The organism is Pseudomonas sp. Van50 (assembly GCF_055390755.1).
In genome coordinates, this window is sequence record NZ_AP024343.1 from 2,983,550 (window position 1) to 3,004,613 (window position 21,064).

Below are 21,064 nucleotides of genomic sequence, written 5' to 3' on the forward strand. Positions count from 1 at the left end.
AATGCTCAGCGCCACGCCGGCGATATAGGCCAGCAGCACCTTGAACCGGAGGCTACTCAACCACGTCGACCTGGCGGAGCGCATAACCGAGACCTCGCAGGTTGACAATGCGTTGGCGGGAGCCGATGGCAAGCAGCTTGCGGCGGATACGGTGCAGGGCCACGTCCAGGGCGTTCGGCGTGACCGCCTCGCTCAAGCCCCAGCCCGCCGCCTCTATGCTGGCGCGGCGGACGATTTCCCCAGGCTTGCGCAACAGCAGCAACATGATCTGCATTTCCGCCGGCGCCAGGGTAATGCTTTCATTCGCACAGCACAGAGTGCCGGTCTCGGGTTGCAGGCTCAGGTCACCGTGGCTGGGCGCCAGTGGGCGACAGTCCACGGGGCGCCGCAGCAAAGCCCGCACCCGGGCAACCATTTCATCCATGGCAAACGGCTTGGGCAGATAGTCATCGGCACCGGCATCGAGCCCCTGTACCCGATCATGCAGGGCATCCCGTGCCGTGAGCACCAGGCACGGCAGGCCAAGCCCGGCGCTGCGCAGGCGCTTCAACAAGACAAGCCCATCGCCGTCCGGCAAGCCGCGATCGAGGATCAGCGCCTGGTAGGGCACCCGCAGGATGGCCGCCCATGCACCGTCCATGCGGTTGATCACATCGACGGCGATCCCGGCGTTCGTCAATCCCGTGCTGACCAGTTGGGCCAAGCGTTCGTGGTCCTCGACCAACAGAATGCGGCTCATCAGAAGCGGTACAGGTAGCCGAACAGCGCGCTGTCGGTAGAACGATCTACCAGCGGGCTGTCCTTGATCTCACTGGCGAAGCGGGTCGCCTTGATATCGAGGAACACAGAGTGGTGCTTATCGAACATGTAGTTTCCCCGGACGCCAAACTCGGTATTGAGGGCGGACTTGCCATCATAGGCCGCGCGATCGATGCGGGCTTCACTGTCGCGCACGCCAAAATAATAATCGACGTATTTCTTGTCCTGCCACATCGCCGTCACGTGGGGCGTGAGGGTCATGTGGTCGTCGAGTCGCCAGGTCCGCTCCAGGCCCAGGTTGAAGCGCTGCCCCTTGCTGTTGCCCGATACATCCGCCAGCCACTCGGCGTGGGCGTCCACCCAGTCGGTGTGCCACTGCACTTTCGCTCCGGCCCAGAAGCTGCTTTTACGGTCGCTCATGCCATCGAAAACCCGCGAGTCATCGGCATCATAGCCACTGAAGTCGTACTGGCCCACGAGGCTGAAATCGATGTGCTGGGTGTCGTTGATCTCGACCTGCGACAGCTTGACCTCGGCGTTCGGGCCGAACACCCGCAGGTATTCGTTCTCGAAGTAGATCAGCGGTATCGCCTTGTTGCCACGATCGATGCCGGTATAGGGCTGCTGGCTGCTGATGGCGCCGACCCCCAGCCCCCAGGACGAAGACGGTTTGGCGGTTTCAGGTTCGGCGGCCTGTGCGGCCAGCGCTGAAGGGGGCGCAGTCAGTAGGATCAGGCTCGGGATGGTGGAAACGGCTAAGCGCAGCAAATGCATGGGGTGCTCCAACGGGACAGGATGAAATGCGCGCCTATCGTTGAGCGTCTTCCCTTACCGGATACTTACGGTTATTTGTCGAAAGCTTGACCTCGATCAAGGCAAATACATATTCCCGCTTCATGGCCGTTATATGTGCCAAGCGGTGCAATATCAGGGGTGATGGCTATTTGGTATTGCGCTAAGATCACGTCAAGTCAGCGTGTATAACAGCCTTCTTACAATAAGTTCACGCGTCACTAATTCATTTTTAAATGAGGCTTGAACGGAAATGCTCAGGAATGCACCGCTGCGTCTGAAACTTTTATTGATCCTGCTCCTTCCCTTGTTGGGATTCCTGATTTTGGCCGGCGTCTTTGTCGTGGATAACTACAAGACACTGCGCGATATGGACGCCACGGTCACCGCCAGCGCCACGGCGCAGAAGTTGAGCCAACTGATTACGGTATTGCAGCGTGAACGCGGCGCCAGCGGGGTGTTCCTGGGCAGCGCGGGCAAGTCCATGGGCGAGCGGATGGCCCAGGCGCGCCAGGATTCCAATGCTTCTGTCGAGGTGGTGAGCCGGTTGTCTGCGTCGGGGAGCGCACAATTGGACAACGTCCTCCAGGCCTTGGCGCAACTGCCCGCCATCCGTGGGCAAGTGGATAAGTTGGGTATCAGCAGCACCGAATCGGGTGTTCGTTATACCGAGATCATTCAAGCGCTCGTGGGCTATACCCACTCTTTGGAAGCGACGATCAACAACGCCACCATTGTTCATGCACTCGGTGCGCTCAATCAGTTTATCGAGATGAAAGAGCGGGCTGGACGCGAGCGGGTCGTGCTGGGCCTGGTATTCAGTCAGGACCGTTTCGACGAGACATTGTTGTCGCGCTTTAGCCGTAATCTCGGCGAGTTCTCGGCTTATTCCGACGCATTCCGTCGCCAGGCCCAGCCAGCCTTGCTTCAACAGTTTACCGAGCAGATGCTCAAACCCGCTGCGGTCGAAGTGGGCAAGTTGCAGCGCCTGGCTTTCGAAGTGCCATTGGGGCAGTCGCTGGGCATCAAGCCAGAGGCCTGGTTTGAACTCTCCACTCAGCGCATCGACATGATGGGCCAAGTGGAGGAAGCCCTCGGTCAAAACGTCAGCCGCCTGGCGGTACACGGGCGCGATGAAGCCAGCCGTGCGTTGTGGTTGACCCTCGGTGCGGTCGTCGTGGCGCTGCTGGCGGTGACGGTGCTGTCGTATGTGATCATCCGTATGATCGATTTGGCGGTACGCGATGTGAACCGGGCCCTGAACGGCCTGGCACAACGTGATCTCACTGCCAGGGCCACGTACGAGGGTCGGGATGAATTCGGCCAGATCTCGCGCAACCTCAATCGCATGGCGCAGGAGATCAGCGAAGTCGTGCAGGAAATCGGCAATGCCACGGCGCAGGTGGCCACCGCCGCGCAAGAGTCTTCCACGGTGACGGTCCAGACCAGTGCGAGTGTCGAGCAACAGCGCCAAGGCACCGAGCAGGTGGCCACCGCGATCAATCAGATGAGCGCCACGGTGCGCGAGGTGGCGCAAAGTACCAACGATGCGGCGCACATGTCGCAACAGGTCAACCTCAGCACGGCGCAAGGGCGCGTGGAAATCGAAAGTACCATCGGGCTGATTCGTCAATTGTCCGGGCAGGCCGAGGAGACCGCGGGGATCATTGGTGATCTCAAGCTGGAAAGCGATGCGATCTCTTCCGTGCTCGACGTGATTCGCGGCATTGCCGAACAGACCAATCTGCTGGCGCTCAATGCGGCGATTGAAGCGGCGCGGGCCGGTGATCATGGGCGCGGGTTTGCGGTGGTCGCCTCCGAGGTGCGCACCCTGGCACAAAAGACGCAGGAGTCCACGGGCAACATTCAACAGATGATCAGCAACCTGCAAGCCGGGTCGGATCGTGCGGCGCTGTCCATGCAACAGACCCTGGACAAGGCTCAGGACGGGGCGAGCAAAGTCGAGCGCGCGGGGACGTTGTTGGTGGAGATCGCCGAGGGCGTGGCGACGATCAGCGACCGTAACATCCAGATCGCCTCCGCAGCCGAAGAGCAGAACGCGGTGTCCGAGGACATCAATCGTAACGTGAACGAGATCAATGACCTGGTGATCCAGGTGAGTGCCGGTGCCGAGCAGACGGCCATCACCAGCCAGGAACTGGCGCGCCTGGCCGAGTACCAGCAACAGTTGGTCAATCGCTTCAAGGTCGCCTAGTTCCTGCGGCCCCGGGCCTTTGGCGCAAGGCCCGGCTGTGCGTTCAAACGATATCGTCGATCAGGATGTGGCGCTCGCCGCGGCTGCACTGCTCGATCCGCGCTTCGACCTTGTAGACCTGGCGCAGCATCGACTCGGTAATCACCTCGGCGCTCGGGCCGCTGCCCTGGGCGGTGCTGTCGGCGATGACCAGCACTTGGTCGGCAAAGCGCAGCGCCTGGTTCAGGTCATGGATGGCGATGAACACAATGACCTGGCGTTTGCGCGCCAGGGCCCGCATGAAATTCAGCACCTGGACTTGCCGATGCATGTCCAGGGCGCTGGTCGGCTCATCCATCAACAGGATTTCCGGTTCGCGCACCAGGGTCTGGGCGATCGACACCAGTTGCTGCTGTCCGCCGCTAAGCTCTCCGAGATTACGGAACGACAACTCAGTGATGCCCAGCGCGGCGAGAATGTCATCCACCCGCTTCAGTTCGTCATCGTGGACGACCCAGCCCGGCGTGAGCTGCTTGCGCGCCAGCAGCACCGACTCGTACACCGTCAACCGGGCGCTGGCGTTCAAGCCCTGGGGCATGTAGCTGATACCCTGCGGTCCTTTTTTCGAGCCCTCCAGGATCACCTGCCCGGGGCCGTCGATCAACCCGGCCATGCGCTTGAACAAGGTGGATTTGCCCGCCGCGTTGGGGCCGACTACCGCCACCACCTGGCCGCCGACAAAAGCTGCCGTGGTCACGCCGTGAATGACCGTGCGCTGGCCATAGCGGGCCCCGAGATTCTCCAGCCGGATCGTTACCATGAGTTTTTCTTCCCGCCGAGAATCAAGGATATGAAGAAGGGCACGCCGATCAGCGATGTCACCACACCGATGGGGAAAATGGCCCCAGGGATCAGGGTTTTGCTGATCACCGAACTGGCGGACAGAATCAGGGCACCGGTCAGCAACGACGCCGGCAGGAAGAACCGTTGGTCTTCACCGATCAGCATCCGCGCGATGTGCGGGCCGACCAGGCCGATGAAGCCGATCGTGCCGACAAACGCCACCGGGAACGAGGCGAGCAGGCTGACCATGATCAGCGTCTGAAAGCGCAGGCTGCGCACGTTGATGCCGAAACTCGCGGCCTTGTCGTCCCCCAACCGCAGCGCGGTCAAGGCCCAGGCGCGCCGGGCGAAAACCGGCAGGGTGACGAGGATCACCAGGCAGATCACCCCGAGTTTGGGCCAGGTGGCTTTGGTCAGGCTGCCCATCGTCCAGAACACCACGGCGGCCACGGCTTGCTCGGTGGCGAAGAATTGCACCAGCGCCAGCAACGCATTGAAGGTGAACACCAGGGCGATGCCAAGCAGCACGATGGTCTCGGCGGTGACACCGCGGCGCAGGCTCAGGAAGTGGATCAACAATGCCGACAACATGGCCATGATGAACGCGTTCACCGGCACCATGTACTGCGCCGCCAATGGGAACAAGGCCACGCCAAACGCCAGTCCCATGGCAGCACCAAAACTGGCGGCAGCGGAAATGCCCAGGGTGAACGGGCTGGCCAGCGGGTTGTTGAGGATCGTCTGCATCTGCGCGCCGGCCAGCGACAACGCGGCGCCGACCGCAACGGCCATCAGCGCCACAGGCAGGCGGATGTCCCACATCACCACGCGGACCTGGGGCGAAGCGCTGTCCGGCGAGAACAGTGCGCCGAGCACTTCGTCGAGGCTGTAGCGTGCCGGTCCGAGGGCCAGGTCGAGCAGGACGCTGCAGATCAGCAACAGCGTGAGCCCGCCGAGAATGAGCCGCTTGCGCAGCACCAGGCGCCGGTAGGTGTCACGTTGCATCACCAGGGTTTCGTTCAACGACGTCATGGCTTGTCCTCGGTCTGGTCCAGGCTGACGGCGTAACCCGGCTCATAAGGAACTGGCAGGAACTGCTCGTGCAATTGACGGAACGAGGCGTCCGGGTCCAGGTCGGTGAACAACGTCGGGTGAAACCACTTGGCCAATTGCTGGATGGCCACGAACTGATAGGGGCTGTTGTAGAACTGGTGCCAAATGGCGTGGAACGCCTGGTCGTCCTGGGCCTTGATGCCGGCGTAGGCCGGTCGCCGGGTGTACCACGCCAGTTTTTTCCTGGCTTGGGCCATGTCCGCCCCGGGGCCGACGCCGACCCAATGGCCACCGGGTGCAAAGGCTTCCCAGTTGGCACTGGTGACCACCACCTGTGCCGGGTTGGCGACCACCACTTGTTCGGCATTCAACTGGCCGAACGTGGTGGGGATGATGCCTTTGGCGATGTTGTCGCCACCGGCCATTTCGACGAACAGGCCGAAATTCTCGTTGCCGAAGCTCAGGCAGCAATCATCGGTGTAGCCACCGATGCGCTCGATGAAGACCTTGGGCCGGGCAGGGTGGCGCGCTTCAATGACGTCGGTGACCCGTCGAATCTGTTGGTTGCGAAAATCGATGAAGGCTTCGGCACGGGCTTGCTTGCCGAACAGTTGGCCGAACAGGCGCATGGTCGGCTCGGTGTTCTGCATCGGGTTGTTGCGAAAGTCCACGTAGACCACCGGGATGCCCAAGGCGTCGAGCTTCTCGATGTAGCGCGCATCCTCGGTGGCGTGCTGGGCTTCGATATTGAGGATGATCACATCCGGACGCTGGGAGATAGCCTGTTCGATGTCAAAGGTGCCGTCCTCGAACCCGCCGAAGGTCGGGATCTTGGCAATCTCGGGAAATTTGCGCAGGTAGGCGCCGTAGGTGTCCGGATCCGACTGGATCAGGTCCTTGCGCCAACCGACGATGCGTTCGATGGGGTTTTGCGTGTCCAGTGCCGCCACCAGGTACAACTGGCGGCCTTCGCCGAGGATCACTCGCCTGACCGGGAGATGGACCTTGACCTGGCGCCCGAGCAGGTCGGTCACGCTGCCCAGGGCAGGGTCCGCCTCGGCGGCCAGGGCGTTGCGGGAGGTCAGCGAAAGAAACGACACACCGAGCAGCCCGGTGAACAGCAGGGCGGCAAGGGTGTGAGGGCGGCGAAAAACGGTAACCATGGTTCATGCCTTTACAAAAGCCGGACCGGACAACGGCGCAAGTCGCCGCCCCGGCCCGCAGGTTTCAGAAATCAACGGTGGCGGATAACAACAGCGTGCGCGGTGCGCCTTGGGAAAACGCGCCATAGGACGCGACCCCCGACCAATAGGCGCGGTCAAAGACGTTCTGCACCGTGGCGCGAAATGTCGTGGGCCGTTCGGCAATGCGCGTGGCATAGCGGGCACCGACGTCGAAGCGGGTCCAGGCATCCAGTTCCTGGGTGTTGGCCTGGTCGACGTACTGGCTGGCGGTGTAGATCGCGCCGCTGGTCAGTGTCAGCCCGTCGATGCCCGGGGTGTCCCACTCGGCCCAGAGGTTGGCCTGGACCTTGGGCACGCCCACCGGTGTATTGCCACGGTTGGCGGCCACGCTGGTGCGGGTCAGTTCCCCGTCGAGTAGCGTCACGCCACCGAGCAGGCGCGTGCCCTTGGCAATCTCGCCGGACAGGTTCAGTTCCACGCCACGGTTGCGTTGCTGGGCCTGGACCGAAAACACCCTGGACGACAATTCGCCGCTGGGTTTCTTGATCTGGAACAGCGCCAGCGTGGCCATGAAACGCTCGTAGTCGAGCTTGAGCCCGATCTCCTGCTGGCGGGAAATGTAGGGTGAAAAAACTTCGTCGGCGTTCGTGGCGGCAGCCGGTGCGATGTCGCCCTTGCTCAGGCCTTCGATGTAGTTGTAGTACAGCGCGACATGGTCCCAGGGCTTGGCGACGATACCGAGCAGTGGGGTGGTCTTGCTTTTGTCGTAGGACGGGGTGGCAACGGTGGTGTTGTAGTTGTCCGACTGGATGTTTTGCCGGCGCAATCCGAGGGTGAGTTGCAGGCGCTCATCGAGCACCGACAAGGTGTCGGCCAGGGCGACGCCCGACAGTTCGCTCTCGGAGATTTTTGGCGTGTGAGGTTCGGCGATGTTGGGCCTGGGTCGATCGACCGGGTGATAGATGTTCGAGAGGATAACGGGGCCGGAAACAATGCCCCGGGACAATTCATCGCGATAACGGCTGACTTGCAGCACCGCGCGGTGGCTGACCGGCCCGGTGTCGAAGCCCAGGCGTGCGCCGGCATCGACGGTGTAGCGTTGGACGTTGAATTTGTAATAGCCGGGAACCGATGACGTGTCGCCGGCGGCGTTGATGATGGTCGGGGTCTGGTCGGACATGCGCTCGACCTCGGATTTTCCACCGCCAGCGTGGGCAAACAGGGTCAGTTGGTCGCTGAGGTCGTACTCGCCACTCAGCAACGCCGATTTGTCCCGGGCCCGGGAGCGCCCCCAGTCCTGGCTGACACTGGTGCGGCCGTTGGCGGCGGAGGGGATTTGCACGCCAGAGTCGATCAGGAAAGGGCGGGAGGCGGCGTCGAATTTTTCATCCTGGCTGATCAGGTCCAGGGTCATGCGCAGGCGATCCCCTTGGTAATCCAGGGACATGGCGCCGGTACCGACGTCTCGGGACTGCTTGTCGATGGCCGTGTCACCCTGCTGCAGGCTACCGTTGAGCCTGATTCCGAACCGGCGTTCCTCGCCAAAGCGCCGACTGACGTCGAGGTGGCCGCCCAGTTGCGAGTTCGTGGCGTAGCGGCTGGTGAAGCGGGTCAGGTCCTCGTCGAGGGCGCGCTTGGGGACCACGTTGATCACTCCACCCACCGCGCTGTTGGGCGACATGCCATACAGCAGTGCGGCGGGCCCCTTGACCAGTTCGATGCGCTCGGCGTAATCGGTGAACACCCGGTAATTGGACGCCACGCCATACACGCCGTCGAAAGCCAACTCCCCGAGGTTGCCTTCCCCCAACGGAAAACCGCGGATGAAGAACGAATCGACGATGCCGCCCGCCTGGCCAGTGGAGCGCACCGAAGCGTCGCGTTCCAGCAAGTCGCCCACGGTGGTTGCCTGTTGATCCCTGATCATCGTCGAGGTGTAGCTGCTGACGCTGAACGGTGCATCCATCACATCGGCGTTGCCCAGCAGGCCGAGGCGTGCGCCGCGAGCGACCTGGCCGTTGGCGTCGGTAGGTGGCAGGTCGCTGCTGCGTCTGCCGGCGGCGTCGACGCTGATCTGCGGCAGGGACACCTGGCGCAGCACCAGTGTGTAGCTGCCATCGTCGCGGGCAACCATTTCCACGCCGCTGTCGGCCAGCAGCTGGGTGAGTGCTTGCGTGGCCGGATAAGTGCCGGAAAGCCCCGGGCTGACCAGGCCCTCAGTGATCGAGGGCTGGAACGACAAGGCAATGCCGGCGGTCACCGCAAAGCTCGACAGGGCAGGGCCGAGCGGCCCCGGGGCGATGTCATAGGCGCGGGGGGCGACGGCTTCCAGTTGTGCGGGCACGGCGGCGAAGGCGAACGGCCCGGTGACCGTGCTCAACGCAAGGCTCAACAGCACACTGCGCATGACGGGCTTGGACGGACGATCCGGACGCAGGGGCCGCGCAACGAGCATGGATGGATGACCCTATGGACGAGATGAAATGGTTATTCCTTTCTTTGCCAGTTGAGATCAAAAAAAGTATCACCCGAGCAGCAAATAATTTTTGTGGGGTCAGGCCGGGGAAAGCGTCACCCAGTAACCGCTCAAATGACCGGTGACCAGGACCGGGTAGGTTTGCACCAGCATGTTGAGCGTGCGCTGGGTATCGCTGATGGGAAACGCGCCGGACACCCGCAGCTCGGCAATGGCCGGGTCGCAACGCACGAAGCCGCGGCGATAGCGCGCCAGTTCGGCGACGAAATCCGCCAGGCGCATCCTGTCGGCCATCAGCATGCCTTGGGTCCAGGCGCTGGCGTTACGATCTGTCGGGGTCAACGGGCCGAAGGCCTGGGACGAGAAGTCGGTACGCTGTCCGGCGTTGACGATGAGCGGCGCGGCCTGGCGAGCCTCGGTCAATTCAATCCGCACTGCGCCTTCGAGTACCGCCAGATGGGTGCGCGATGGCAGTTGGCGCACGATGAACCGCGTACCCAGGGCCTGCATCCGGCCCTCGCGGGTGCTGACCAGGAACGGTCGGGCCTGGGGTGAGGCATCCGGCGCGGTCTGCACCAGGACTTCCCCTTCGCGCACATGGAGGAGCCGCTGGCGGGTGTCGAACAGTACGTCGATGGCCGTGCCGGTATTGAGGGTGAGGTGAGAGCCGTCGGCCAGGGTCAACTCGCGGCGCTCGCCGATGGCGGTGCGGTAGTCGGCGGACCATTGCTGCGATTGCGCCAGTTTCCAACTGCCCCAACCGACAGGCACCGCTGCCAGCAGCAACGCCAGTTTGCCGAGGGCCGCGCGTCGTTCGGGGCTGCTTGGGCGATCCAGCGCCGACATCGCCAATGCGCGTGGCAAGCCGCCGAGCTTGCTTTGCAGCAATTGCGCACGAGACCAGGCCCGGCCGCGCTCGGGGCTGCTGGCCCGCCAGCATTCCCATTCGGCGCGCTCGGTGTCACTGAGGTCGCTTTCGCTCAAGCGCCTCAGCCATTCGGCGGCTTCTTCGAGGACCTTGGGGTCGAGCGGCGGCTCACGGCGACGAGTGAGCATTCATTCCACCAACATCAAGCACTGCACGAATGCCTGCTTCATGTAGCGCTTGACCGTGATCAGCGAGACGTTCAGCTGTTGGGCGATGTCGTCGTATTTCAGGCCGCCGATTTGCGACAGCAGGAACGCCCGCTTGACCGGCGCCGGGAGGGTGTCGAGCATGGCGTCGATTTCGTGCAGGGTTTCCAGCACCAGAAAGCGCAATTCAGGGGACGGCACTTCTTGGGCCGGCAAATGCGCGAGCGCCTCCAGGTAGGCACGTTCCAGGGCCTTGCGCTGATACCAATTGATGAGAATGCCCTTGGCCACGCAGCTCAGGTAGGCCCGGGGCTGGTCAATGGCCGTGACTTGGGAGGCGAGAATGCGCGCGAAGGTGTCTTGCGCCAGGTCCGCCGCATCCATGGCGTTGCCCAGCTTCTTCTTCAGCGTGTTGTACAGCCAGCTGTGATGGCCGGCGTACAGGTCTTCGATCACGCGCAGATGCTGGTCGTTGTTCGCGGGCAGGGTTTCGCTCATGGCTGCGACTTTTTTGCAATTGAGAAGTATTCCCAATGCTAAAGGACAACTTGCTCGCGACGCAAGCGGCATCGACTGGGAGCGAGCTTGCTCGCGATAGCGGTGTGTCAGTTTGCGGGGATGTTGGCTGTGCCGGCGCCATCGCGAGCAAGCTCGCTCCCACCGTTTTTGAGCAAAGCCCTGAACCATCCCTCAGGTGCGCGGCAGGTGCGCCAGCGCGGCCGCCAGGGTGTCGATTTCAGCTTCGGTATTGTAGGCGTGTACGGAGGCGCGGCTGACTTCCAGCAAGTCGCGTTGCTGCATGTCGAGCATCGTCGAGCGGAACGTCGATGTGCTGACGTTGATCCGTTTGGCCTGGCCCGCCAGCCATTGCTGGACCTGGGTCGCGCTGCCGTGTCGGTGAGTGAATGTGACGATGCCGGATTGGAGCGTGCCCTGGTCTTGAAGCGTCACTGTCGAAATCGCCGTCAGGCGTTCGCGCAAATGGCTGGCCAGGTGTTGGATGCGCTGCCACATCGGCTCGATGCCTTGGGCCAGAGCATATTCCACCGCCGCGCCGAGCCCCAGCTTGGCCGCCACGTTGCATTCCCAATTCTCGAAACGCTTGGCATCGCCACGCAGGCTGAACGTGTCAGGTGTTTGCAGCGAGGCGGCATGCAGGTCGAGAAAAACCGGCTCAAGGTTCTGGCACAGGGCCTTTTCGACATAGAGAAAACCCATGCCCCTGGGGCCGCGCAGGTACTTGCGGCTGGTCGCGGCGAGCATGTGGCAGCCGATGCGTTTCACATCGATCGGCATTTGCCCGACCCCTTGGCAGGCATCGAGCATAAACAGCACCCCGGCGGCCCGTGCCAGGGCGCCGATCTGTTCGACGGGTTGGACCGGTCCGCCGTTGGTGGCAATCACCGGCAAGGACACCAAGGCGACGCGATCATCCTCCAGCAGCGTCTTGAGGGCCGGCAGCGACACCTGGCCGTGTTCATCGTTGGGAATGATCCGCAGCTCGATACCGCGGAGTTTCTTCAGTTGCAGGTAGGGGATGTAGTTGCCGGCGTATTCGGTGGTGGACGTCAGCACCACATCGCCGGGCCGCAGCGGCAATGAATAGAAGGCCATGTCCCAGGCGCGGGTGGCGTTTTCGATTACCGCGATTTCGTCGGGCTGGGCGTTGATCAGGCGGCCAATGGCGTTGTAGACATTGTCCAGCGCCGCGGCCTGTTGCCCGGCGGCCTCGTAACCACCGAGGCGCGCCTCCCGTTGCAGGTGGTTGGTCACGGCCTCGATCACCGGTTCAGGCATCAGTGCCGCACCGGCGTTGTTGAAATGGACCAGATGCGCGACACCGGGCGTATCGGCGCGCAGTTGTTCAACGTTCAAAGGGAAACTCCTTGATCAGTCCCCGGGTGGGGCGGGGCTGGCTTGCAGGCTCGCGGGCCAGTACCGCAAGGCAACGATGGGAATCAGGGCCAACACATAGGCCAGGCAAACGAACAGGTAGGTGTACTGCAGACCGTAGACCTGGCTGAGCAACCCACCGGCCGAGATGCCCGCGATCGAGGCGAATTGCGCGGTGCCCTGGGCAATGCCCAGCACCTGGCCTTGGCGTGCGCTGTCGGCGGATTTCGAGATCAGCGCCATCAGCACCGGTGTGGTAGCCCCCAGCAGCACGCCCCAGATGAAGTAGACGACGACAAAGACGATGGCATTGCGCGTGACCCCCGCCAGGGCAGTCAGGGCGATGCAACCGAGCACTATGTAGATGATGCGGTGCAAGGTGTCCTGCTGGGTACGGTGCTCGAAATAGCGCGACCAGGCGGTGGCCGAGAGGATGAAACCCAGCGCCAGCAAGCCGTAGCATAGGCCGACCACCGAGTTGCTGACGTCGAATACCGAGCTCACATACAAGGAAAATGAGGTCTGTGGCAGCATCCGGGCCAACAGCAGGATGCCCATGACCCACAGCAATGACAGCAATGGCGATCCTTGCCAGACACTGTCGGTACGGCTCGCTGTCGTCGGGGTCTGGCTGGTCGCGGGTTTTTTCACCGGTGGCACGTCCGGCAAGGTCACGGCGGCCACCACCGTGCACACCGCGCACAAGGCCGAGGCTATGATGTTGATCCAGAAGAAGGTGGCGTAGTCGAGGATCAGGCCCCCGACCACCGCGCCGAGCAATGAGCCGACGTTGGTGGATATTTGCAGGATCGCGAACAGCCGCGCCCGTCGCGAGGGGGCTTCGATGCTGACGCCATAGGCCTGGGCCGGGGCGATGTACCCGGCAAAGGCGCCCTGCAGGAAGCGCAGCACCAGGATGATCCAGATATCGCTGCACAGCGCCAGCCCGAGCTGCGTCAATGACAGGCCCGCCAGGGCGCGGATCATCATCAACTTGTGACCGTAGCGATCACCGATACGGCCCCAGAAGGCGCTGGTCAGAATGATGCCCAGCATCGGCCCGACATACACGGCGATGCTGGCGAAGCTGAAGACCGACTCCGAGGACGTCAGCCCGCGCAGGTGGACCGGCCAGAACGGCCCGCTCATTTCCATCGCGCCCATGGAGATCAGTTGGATCGCGAATAGAAGGTAAATCAGGATTCTGACGTTCGAACCCTGGATGGCACCTGCGTGGGACATGACTCAGCCTCGGTGGTTAAACGCTCGCAAGCGGGTTGGTCAGCGTGTGCTGTAAACGATAGTTGGAGTACTGCAACAGGTGCATGCGCAACAACGATCGGGTCGGCCACGGGTCCTGGATGAACGCCTGGCGTTCGGTTTCCCACAATGGCGCGGCGACACGCTCGCGCACGGCTTCGAACGCCGCCTCGGTTTCCTCCCGCAGCACCCTCCACAGTCGCGTGTCGTCCAACCCGTATTCCCGTGTCAGCCACAAGGCGATCTCGTGCAGGTGGGTGAGGAACGCCGCGTCGAGCACGAACATGCGCACCGGTTCGATATCTTCCACGAACACGGTCGGCAAGATGCCCGGCTGCACATGAGGTTGCAAGGTGTACCCGCGTTCCTCCAGCAGGGGCGCGTAGGTCCTGCCATCGCCGAAATCGCGGATCAGCAGGCTACGCGCTGTGCCATCGGGGGCAAAGAGCACCATGGTGTTTTGCTGATGGGCTTCGAGGCCGATGCCGTACATCAGGTAGATCGCGACCACTGGGCGGGTGACCACGGCGGCGTACTGCCGGAACCAGTCTTCAACGCCCTGGGCCTCGGCCCGAACCCCATCGCGCTCGATCAGGTCGGTAAACAGCGGACGGCCGCCGGGCAGGCGGGTGAACAACGAGGCCACGGTGATGGGCAGGCAGTCGTCGTTGCGTTCGAACGCCGCTCGGCTGGCGCGATAGACCACTGACAGGTGTCGTCCGGGAGCATCGTCCTGGGTGATCGCGTTGCGGTACCGCACGCCGATCTCTTCCGGGAAGATCTCGAGGCGCTGGTCGAAGCCGTTTTCGGCGGCGAGGATTTTCGTGATCACCGTGCTGATCCGCGGGCCCATGTGGATCGACTTGGCTTGCAGGCTGCGCAGCTCGCTGGTCATCCACACGGCGATGGGCAACTTGATCAGCGGCGCGGTCTCGTCCAGCACCGGCATCATGGTCCGATAGGACATGGTCGGCAGGGTCTGGAGGTCGGGGCCCTCGGTGATCAGGATGCCAGCTTCGATTTCCGCGGCAAAGGTCTTGAGTACGTAGGCCTGCAGATGCCAGGCATGGATGGGCAGCGGCAGCCATTGGTTTTCGTCCAGGCCCTTGGCATTGAGGGCGGCGGTCCACTGTGCCCATTGCGCCGGGAAGTTACTGGCGAACCAACGGTGGTAGCTGGTGACGTGGGGCATGCTTTCACTTTTGGCCATGTCGGCGCGCAATGCGGCGATGCGCAAGGGGACCTGGGCGTTGAACTCGGGGGACAGTTGTTCGACTTCCGCATCGCTGAGACCTGGACGGGATTTCCAGGTCGGATAATACGGATGGCCTTCCAGCGACCCCCATTGGTCCAACAGGATCGCGGCGTCCTTGGTGCTGGTGTGTTGGCGCAGGTAGTCGGTCAGGCTGGCGAGCCCGTGGCTTTCGGCGGCCTGGGCCAGGCGCGCGTTCCATTGCTGGCGATGCTGGCGGGCGTGGGCATCGTTCATCAGGCTGTTTTCCATGTCCGACTTGAGGCCGGCCACGCCTTCGTCGCTGGGTTCGAAGTCGAAGCTGTCGCGCAGCACGTCCAGCAAGTCCTGATGGCTGTGAATGACTTGGCGTACGCCTTCGTCGGTCAGTAGGGCCACGTCACCGTCACTGATCAAGGTGTCGGCGGGGGCCAGGGTAATCTGCGAGAAAAACAGCTGGGCCCGTGCATTTTTCAACGGGTAGGTCGCCTCGCTGCCGTCCGCGGAAAAGCTCAGGGCCGAACGGTCCAGGATGTTCTCGGCAAACAGGCAGCGAACCAAGCGTCGCATGGCGTTTTTGCGTGAATAAGTGACCAGTGTCTTGAAGTCATCCATATCGGTATCTGCTCGTCGATGAATAAGGAAGAGGGTGAAGCCCGGTTCAGGCCGAACGCGGCCAGTGGGTCGGGAAGTAGTCCAGCGCCGAGTCGCGCAAGCCTTCCATGTAGGCGATGCTCCACTGCAGGACTTCCTCGATGTAGGGGACTTTCAGTTCGAAACGCTTGGCCATTTCCACCAGCAGGACCAGGCCATAGGCGACGTCTTCATTGAAGGCTCGGCTCTGGCGCTCGATGACATAGCCGGGGCGGTTGCCGTCGGCCGGTACCATGGGCGCCAGGATGTCGTTGTAGGCGCGGTTGGTGCGTAGGATCGATAGCATGCTGCTGCGGTCGCGGATCTGCTCGCCGTAGGCCTCGACGATCTCCTGTTTCAAGGACTTGACCGAGGACAGGTCCACGCCCATGCGCTGGCTGATGACTGCGCACAGGTTCTGGCTTTCTTCATCCATGCGTTCGAGGAAATAGGCGCCCAATTCCGGACACTCGGTCCACCAGCACAGGCGTTGCGGGAAGATCTTGCGGTGCCACTGGCCGTAAGGGCCGATCAAGCCGTAGATCACCGAGCTGTGCATGATCGGATTGCCCGGGGTCAGGGTGATCTCCAGGTAATGGTCGAGCAGGGTCACGCAAGGGCCGTACAGCCTGCTGAGCATTTGCTGGAGCTGCTGGCGCGACGCCTGGGTTTCCCGGGCGTGGGTGGCGACATACAACTGGCTTTTGCCGCCGCCCATCTTCACCGAGCGTCCGGGTTTCAGGTCGAACGCCGTGTGCGGGACGTCCTTCATGCCCCAGATCACCAGGTTCGGTTTATCCGCCAGTGTGGCTTGGGCCAGCCAGTCGAAACCGCAGAAGCCTGGAATGGCACCGACGTACACCGGCTTGGTCGTGCTCAGGTACGGTGCGATGTCCTGCAGGACCTGCGGCCGGGCATGGGCCGGCACCGTGATGATGACGATGTCGGCGTCCTCGACGGCGACTTTTGCCTCGGTGGTCACCCGGTCCGGCCGCGCGCTCAGCGTCGAACCATCGGGCATCAACGCCTGAATGGGGGTTTGGCGGGCGTGGAGGTCGACGATGTCCTGATTGCTGGTGAGCAGCGACACCTGGACATCAGGCAATTGCTTGAACAGGACGGCATTGAGATGGCCGGTTCTGCCACCGCCGCAAATGGCGACTTTCAGCACGTTCATGAAGAGGCGTTCCTGTGTGGGTGGAGGGTCATGCGACGCTCAATTGCAGCGGCGCAGAACTGGATTCCAGCCATTGGGTCTTGCCCAGCCAGCCGTCCAGTTGCACGGCGACGCCTGGGTCGAGCAAGTCTCGCTCTTGCAGCCATTGATCGTCGAACACGGTGTGCAGGTACTTCTCGCCGCCGTCGGCGATCGGGACCACGACATTGCCGGTCAGCACACCTTTGTGAATGAATTCCAGGGCCTTGAAAATCGCCCCGCCGGTAGAGCCGCCCACCAGCAGCCCCAGGTTGCGAGCGATATAACGGGCGGTTTCGAAGGCTTGGGAATCGGTGACCTGGACGCCCAGGTCGATGCAGCTGTAGTCGAGCACCAGGCCCACGGTGTCGCCGGCCGGGGTACCGGTGCCGGATTGATAGTACGGGTAGCCGGGATGACCGAAGACAATGGAGCCGGCGGGTTCCACGGCGACGGTCACGGTGTCGGGGTTGTGCAGTTTCAGCCCGCGGGCGATGCCGGTCATCGAGCCGCCGGTGCCGACGCAACCGACGTAGGCGCCGACCTTGCCTTCCACCTGGGCAATGGTTTCGCGGACGAAGTCGCTGTAGCCGCCGGCATTGGCGGCGTTGTCCGACTGGTTCATGAACACCGCTCCCGGGATCTGTTGCGCGAGTTCGGCGGCCATCCGTTGGCGCTCGACTACCGCGACTTCATCCTCGCGATAATGGCCGGCGACAAATCGAACGTCGGCGCCCAGCGCTTTCATGACGGCGATCTTGTCCTGGGCGGCATGGTGGTCGACCACGGCGATAAAATGCAGGCCGAATTCGACAGCGGCCATGGCCAGGCCGATGCCGGTGTTGCCGGAAGAGGACTCCACGACCACGCCGCCGGGCTTCAAGCGTCCGGACTTGAGCGCGGCCAGTACCATGTTCCGCGCCATGCGGTCCTTGATGCTGCCGCCGGGGTTGTTCTTTTCAATCTTGAGCAACAGCCTGGCATGAGTGTCGGGTATATCAATGCCCAGCATGGGGGTATTACCGATCAGGTCGGAAACTTTATTAAGTATCATGTGAAGTACTCCCTTTAGCAGTCAGGTGAAAACGCGTAGTGGCCTTGTGTACAACAAGTCGCCATTAATCGACGGGGTAGGGGGTGACGATGGAATTCATTTTCCAGCAAATCCATCTGATAGCCGGCGGTATTGGCGTAGATCAATAAGTCGCCGGGCTGGGGTAAATATTCGAAGTTGATAAGGCGATAACTGATGACGTCATCATCCAGGCAACTATGGCCGGCGATGTATGCTTGAGTCGGGTTATGGGGCGATTGCGTTGCGCTTATCAAGATGGGATCGACCAGATATTCAGACGCGAACCAGGTTTCACACGCGCTGAAACTACTGCCCTCGACGAAGATCACGGTTTTATTGTCGGCCAGCTTTTTGGTGCGGGTCACTCGAAATACCGAGATGGCGGCTTGATCCACCAGGCTTCGACCGGGTTGCAACGACAAGGTGATATTGCGTGACTTTAAGTAATTCGCTATCGAACGACCGGGTGAATGATCGGATTCCAGAAAAAGTTCCAACCACTGGCTGGCTGTCAAACTGCCGCCATAGGGATAAAACGACTCGGGCACTGAATGGTTGTAGTAATGACCGGGTTTATTGTCGTTCTGCAGAAAACTGTTATAGATCTCGGGATCGACATAACGAATAGGCAGCCCTCCACCCATGTCGATCATGCTCGGAGCCAAGCCCATCTCGTGCGCCGCCTCGACAAAGGCGGTCACCTCTCGGAAGGCCTGTACCCGGGTTTCGTACCCGTAGCCGCCCAGATGGAAATGGAAGCCTTCGAAGTGAAAATGTTCGCCTTCTTCGGTCAATTGTCGCAGGCACTCCAGCAAGTCATCGGTGCCCATTCCGAAACGGCTCGCCAGGCAGCTCTGCGGCCGGTAACGCAGTAAAACCCTGGCCTGTAAGGGAGGGCGCGTGGCTTTTACCAGCGCTTTGAGATGAGCGAATTCTTCCAGCGAATCCACACAGATCAGTGAGCCAGCCTCTACCAGTGCCCGGTGGAAAACAGCCGTTTTGGCCGGCCCCGTTGCGCACAAAAGCGCTCCCGGCGTGCCGGCGCGCCGGGCCGCATTCAGTTCGTGAATGCTCGATACATCGACGCCGATACCCAAATCTTCTGCCGCGCGAAGCAGACATTGGGACTTGTTGGCTTTGGCACCATAGAAGATGACGTGATTCACGTCGTATTTCTTCAACACGCTCTTCAGCGCCGTTGTATTGGCTTTAAATGCATGGGGCCACATCAGGTTCAGGGGTGATCCATGTTGTGAAACAAGTTCTATAAGTCTTTGTGAATGATCATGAATAAATTGTCCGATCGCCGGGTCGAGTAGGGGTGTCAACAGTGTGGGTTGATGCACTTTGGTTCGGTTGTTGGATATTGGCGTGGAAACATTAGGCATAGTTAACCCCTGGCGTCGAACATGCCATTTTTCATAGTTCGACAACCGCTGTTGTCGAGGCGGATATAAAACGTCCGTTTCAGGCTTAAGAAATTTCCGTATTTGGCGGTGTAAGCCAAACGAAGCCTGAAGATAAAATCATCAGGCCGGACGTAATAAATATTTCACAAAGCACGGCATAAGAAACCCATTCCCTAAGGTTTATCCGAAGAGCGGAGCAGCCGCCATCGACGGATGGCGCGTCCATGTTAAATAGCCAATGAATGGCATTCAAATGACATCACCGCTATGCACTTCCTGTGATGACAAAGACTTCCTTTGATGATTGGCTTGCATCAGCTCGATGGCGAGAACCATATTGCTAACGCGAACGATTATCAAGTAAGGTTTTCAAAAATTTTAAATAATTACTCGCTGAACGAGCGTGCATAAGCGCTTGTTTGCAGGTGCTTGTAAGCGTTCTTGCGCAGTTGAAGAAGTACCTTAATGCCTTGATGGAAAAGGAATTAAGGAGCGCTGGAACAGGCCGCAGCCGAGACCGGGATTTCCCTGCCTGAGGTACATGAAATTTTCGCTGATCACCACTGACGCATACCCAGGAGAGCTCCATGACAACTGAACGCCCCCATACCGTCGCCACGCTTCCCATCAGCTACCTGTTCGTTCCCGGCAACCGCCCCGAACGGTTCGCCAAGGCGGTCGACGCGACGCCGGATGCGATCATTCTCGACCTCGAGGATGCCGTTCATCCCGACAGCAAAGCCGCGGCTCGAGCGGCCATTTGGGCTTGGCAGGAAAGCGTGCCGAGTGTTGCTTGCCAGCGCTACATCCGCCTGAACAGCGTTGACAGCACCTTCCTGCGCCAAGACCTGACATGGCTGGGAGACATGCGCTATCCCGAGCGTTGCGCGGGGATTTTCTTGCCCAAGGCGCAGTACGGCGAGGCCTTGTGCCAAGTGGTCGAGCAGTTGTTGGCGTGGCAGCCCGAGTTGCAGATCGTCGCCATCATCGAGACGGCCAAGGGCCTGCAGCAGGTCGAGGCGATTGCCGGCATTGCCGGGCTGTCGCGCCTGGCGTTCGGTTCGTTGGATTTTTCCCTCGACATCAACTGCAGCCAGGTGCCCGAGGCGTTTCTGTTCGCCCGCAATCGGATCGTGCTGGCATCGCGCACGGCCGGTTTGCCTGCGCCGATCGATGGTGTGACACCGGCCATCAGCGACCTGGCGATGGTCAATCACGATGCGCATTACGCAAGGTCCCTGGGCTTTGGCGCCAAGCTGTGTATCCATCCTGCGCAATTGAACACGGTCCAGCGGGCCTTCCTGCCCAATGCGGGTCAGCTGGCCTGGGCCGATCGCGTGATGCGTGCCGTGGCCAGCGGCTCCCATGCGGTGCAGGTGGACGGCGAGATGGTGGATCTGCCGCTCATCGAACATGCCCAGCGCCTGCTGGACGTGGCCAGCCTCTACGCGGTGCCCGCCAAGGCGGACGCCTGCTGAACCCGCTGCCGACCAGGAGATTCGCCATGGAACACCAGGGTTATCAGATTGCGCTGCGACCGCTGTGCGAAGTGCTGCAATCGGAGCACGTCGATCCGGCCAATGTGCAATGGCTGCGGGAGTCGATCATCCGTGCCGGGCATTGGCTGGAGCCGATCATCGTCGAGCGTTCGCGAGGCATCGTGATGGACGGCAATCATCGCTTCAACGCGGCGTTGCAATTGGGCTTGAAGCGGGTCCCGTGCATCCAGCTCGACTACGCGGATCCGCGGGTGTGTGTGCGGCATTGGCAGACCGGCAAGGCGTTCGAGGTGGCGCGGATTTTCAGCACCATCGCCCGGGGCGAGCTGTTCCCCTACAAGACCACGCGGCACGCGTTCGACCCGGCCCTGCCCGTCGTCGCGATACCGCTGGAGCGCCTGTACGCCTGAGGGATCCGGCGCAGTCTGAAAAATAATCCCCAGGAGGTGATACTTTTCCGCAGGTCGACTGGCAATAGGAGTGATTACCATTTT

17 protein-coding genes are annotated in these 21,064 nt (G+C 61.5%); 3 read left to right on the forward strand and 14 right to left on the reverse strand.

From position 1 onward, the window contains the following. Positions 1 to 52: 52 nt before the first annotated feature. Positions 53 to 739, reverse strand: a complete 687-nt coding sequence (locus ACZ5M5_RS13110; RefSeq protein ID WP_464739175.1) for a response regulator transcription factor — start codon at positions 737 to 739, stop codon at positions 53 to 55. Continuing rightward, positions 739 to 1,533 (reverse strand): MipA/OmpV family protein, encoded by a 795-nt coding sequence (locus tag ACZ5M5_RS13115; protein ID WP_464739176.1) that lies wholly within the window; start codon positions 1,531 to 1,533, stop codon positions 739 to 741. The genes ACZ5M5_RS13110 and ACZ5M5_RS13115 overlap by 1 nt, the downstream gene beginning before the upstream one ends. 271 nt (positions 1,534 to 1,804) lie before the next feature. Here ACZ5M5_RS13115 and ACZ5M5_RS13120 point away from each other — a divergent pair, with 271 nt between their 5' ends. Then, complete coding sequence (locus tag ACZ5M5_RS13120) at positions 1,805 to 3,766, forward strand: methyl-accepting chemotaxis protein (protein WP_060742751.1); 1,962 nt, start codon at positions 1,805 to 1,807, stop codon at positions 3,764 to 3,766. 43 nt (positions 3,767 to 3,809) lie between these two features. Here ACZ5M5_RS13120 and ACZ5M5_RS13125 read toward each other — a convergent pair whose 3' ends face one another. The 12 genes from ACZ5M5_RS13125 to ACZ5M5_RS13180 form a co-directional block, all read right to left on the reverse strand. Next, complete coding sequence (locus ACZ5M5_RS13125; protein WP_103308545.1) at positions 3,810 to 4,565, reverse strand: ABC transporter ATP-binding protein; 756 nt, start codon at positions 4,563 to 4,565, stop codon at positions 3,810 to 3,812. Beyond that, positions 4,559 to 5,620, reverse strand: coding sequence for a FecCD family ABC transporter permease (locus tag ACZ5M5_RS13130; protein ID WP_103308544.1), 1,062 nt, complete (start codon positions 5,618 to 5,620; stop codon positions 4,559 to 4,561). Before ACZ5M5_RS13130 ends, ACZ5M5_RS13125 begins: the two co-directional genes overlap by 7 nt. After that, a complete protein-coding gene (locus tag ACZ5M5_RS13135; RefSeq protein WP_464739177.1) occupies positions 5,617 to 6,804 on the reverse strand; it encodes an ABC transporter substrate-binding protein in 1,188 nt (395 codons plus the stop codon). Before ACZ5M5_RS13135 ends, ACZ5M5_RS13130 begins: the two co-directional genes overlap by 4 nt. Positions 6,805 to 6,868: 64 nt before the next feature. Next, positions 6,869 to 9,280, reverse strand: coding sequence for a TonB-dependent receptor (locus tag ACZ5M5_RS13140; protein ID WP_060742747.1), 2,412 nt, complete (start codon positions 9,278 to 9,280; stop codon positions 6,869 to 6,871). Positions 9,281 to 9,379: 99 nt separating this feature from the next. Then, positions 9,380 to 10,357 carry a FecR domain-containing protein gene (locus tag ACZ5M5_RS13145; RefSeq protein ID WP_464739178.1) on the reverse strand — a complete coding sequence of 326 codons (978 nt, stop codon included), beginning with the start codon at positions 10,355 to 10,357 and terminating at the stop codon, positions 9,380 to 9,382. After that, positions 10,358 to 10,873: a sigma-70 family RNA polymerase sigma factor gene (locus tag ACZ5M5_RS13150; RefSeq protein ID WP_060742745.1), complete on the reverse strand. Its 516-nt coding sequence runs from the start codon at positions 10,871 to 10,873 to the stop codon at positions 10,358 to 10,360. It lies immediately after the preceding gene. Between the two features lie 192 nt (positions 10,874 to 11,065). Next, entirely contained in the window at positions 11,066 to 12,250 is a 1,185-nt protein-coding gene (locus ACZ5M5_RS13155; protein WP_060742743.1) for an aminotransferase class V-fold PLP-dependent enzyme, read from the reverse strand. 15 nt (positions 12,251 to 12,265) lie between these two features. Then, on the reverse strand, positions 12,266 to 13,510 hold the full coding sequence (locus ACZ5M5_RS13160; protein WP_464739179.1) for an MFS transporter: 1,245 nt from the start codon (positions 13,508 to 13,510) through the stop codon (positions 12,266 to 12,268). Positions 13,511 to 13,526: 16 nt separating this feature from the next. Beyond that, a complete protein-coding gene (locus tag ACZ5M5_RS13165) occupies positions 13,527 to 15,374 on the reverse strand; it encodes an IucA/IucC family protein (RefSeq protein WP_103308539.1) in 1,848 nt (615 codons plus the stop codon). Between the two features lie 46 nt (positions 15,375 to 15,420). Then, positions 15,421 to 16,569 (reverse strand): NAD/NADP octopine/nopaline dehydrogenase family protein, encoded by a 1,149-nt coding sequence (locus ACZ5M5_RS13170; RefSeq protein ID WP_060742740.1) that lies wholly within the window; start codon positions 16,567 to 16,569, stop codon positions 15,421 to 15,423. A gap of 28 nt (positions 16,570 to 16,597) precedes the next feature. Then, positions 16,598 to 17,641, reverse strand: a complete 1,044-nt coding sequence (locus ACZ5M5_RS13175; protein ID WP_060742739.1) for a PLP-dependent cysteine synthase family protein — start codon at positions 17,639 to 17,641, stop codon at positions 16,598 to 16,600. A 14-nt stretch (positions 17,642 to 17,655) separates the two neighbouring features. Continuing rightward, positions 17,656 to 19,050: an alanine racemase gene (locus ACZ5M5_RS13180; protein WP_464739180.1), complete on the reverse strand. Its 1,395-nt coding sequence runs from the start codon at positions 19,048 to 19,050 to the stop codon at positions 17,656 to 17,658. 608 nt (positions 19,051 to 19,658) lie between these two features. Between ACZ5M5_RS13180 and ACZ5M5_RS13185 the strand changes: the two genes are divergently transcribed. After that, positions 19,659 to 20,549, forward strand: coding sequence for an HpcH/HpaI aldolase/citrate lyase family protein (locus ACZ5M5_RS13185; protein ID WP_060742737.1), 891 nt, complete (start codon positions 19,659 to 19,661; stop codon positions 20,547 to 20,549). A gap of 26 nt (positions 20,550 to 20,575) precedes the next feature. Then, complete coding sequence (locus ACZ5M5_RS13190) at positions 20,576 to 20,980, forward strand: ParB N-terminal domain-containing protein (protein WP_060742736.1); 405 nt, start codon at positions 20,576 to 20,578, stop codon at positions 20,978 to 20,980. Positions 20,981 to 21,064 lie beyond the last annotated feature (84 nt).

Excerpts from the sequence above, each read along its gene's own strand:
- ACZ5M5_RS13110 (WP_464739175.1), bottom strand. The coding sequence starts at position 739 with ATGAGCCGCATTCTGTTGGTCGAGGACCACGAACGCTTGGCCCAACTG.
- ACZ5M5_RS13115 (WP_464739176.1), bottom strand. The coding sequence starts at position 1,533 with ATGCATTTGCTGCGCTTAGCCGTTTCCACCATCCCGAGCCTGATCCTA.
- ACZ5M5_RS13120 (WP_060742751.1), top strand. The coding sequence starts at position 1,805 with ATGCTCAGGAATGCACCGCTGCGTCTGAAACTTTTATTGATCCTGCTC.
- ACZ5M5_RS13125 (WP_103308545.1), bottom strand. The coding sequence starts at position 4,565 with ATGGTAACGATCCGGCTGGAGAATCTCGGGGCCCGCTATGGCCAGCGC.
- ACZ5M5_RS13130 (WP_103308544.1), bottom strand. The coding sequence starts at position 5,620 with ATGACGTCGTTGAACGAAACCCTGGTGATGCAACGTGACACCTACCGG.
- ACZ5M5_RS13135 (WP_464739177.1), bottom strand. The coding sequence starts at position 6,804 with ATGGTTACCGTTTTTCGCCGCCCTCACACCCTTGCCGCCCTGCTGTTC.
- ACZ5M5_RS13140 (WP_060742747.1), bottom strand. The coding sequence starts at position 9,280 with ATGCTCGTTGCGCGGCCCCTGCGTCCGGATCGTCCGTCCAAGCCCGTC.
- ACZ5M5_RS13145 (WP_464739178.1), bottom strand. The coding sequence starts at position 10,357 with ATGCTCACTCGTCGCCGTGAGCCGCCGCTCGACCCCAAGGTCCTCGAA.
- ACZ5M5_RS13150 (WP_060742745.1), bottom strand. The coding sequence starts at position 10,873 with ATGAGCGAAACCCTGCCCGCGAACAACGACCAGCATCTGCGCGTGATC.
- ACZ5M5_RS13160 (WP_464739179.1), bottom strand. The coding sequence starts at position 13,510 with ATGTCCCACGCAGGTGCCATCCAGGGTTCGAACGTCAGAATCCTGATT.
- ACZ5M5_RS13165 (WP_103308539.1), bottom strand. The coding sequence starts at position 15,374 with ATGGATGACTTCAAGACACTGGTCACTTATTCACGCAAAAACGCCATG.
- ACZ5M5_RS13170 (WP_060742740.1), bottom strand. The coding sequence starts at position 16,569 with ATGAACGTGCTGAAAGTCGCCATTTGCGGCGGTGGCAGAACCGGCCAT.
- ACZ5M5_RS13175 (WP_060742739.1), bottom strand. The coding sequence starts at position 17,641 with ATGATACTTAATAAAGTTTCCGACCTGATCGGTAATACCCCCATGCTG.
- ACZ5M5_RS13180 (WP_464739180.1), bottom strand. The coding sequence starts at position 19,050 with ATGCCTAATGTTTCCACGCCAATATCCAACAACCGAACCAAAGTGCAT.
- ACZ5M5_RS13185 (WP_060742737.1), top strand. The coding sequence starts at position 19,659 with ATGACAACTGAACGCCCCCATACCGTCGCCACGCTTCCCATCAGCTAC.
- ACZ5M5_RS13190 (WP_060742736.1), top strand. The coding sequence starts at position 20,576 with ATGGAACACCAGGGTTATCAGATTGCGCTGCGACCGCTGTGCGAAGTG.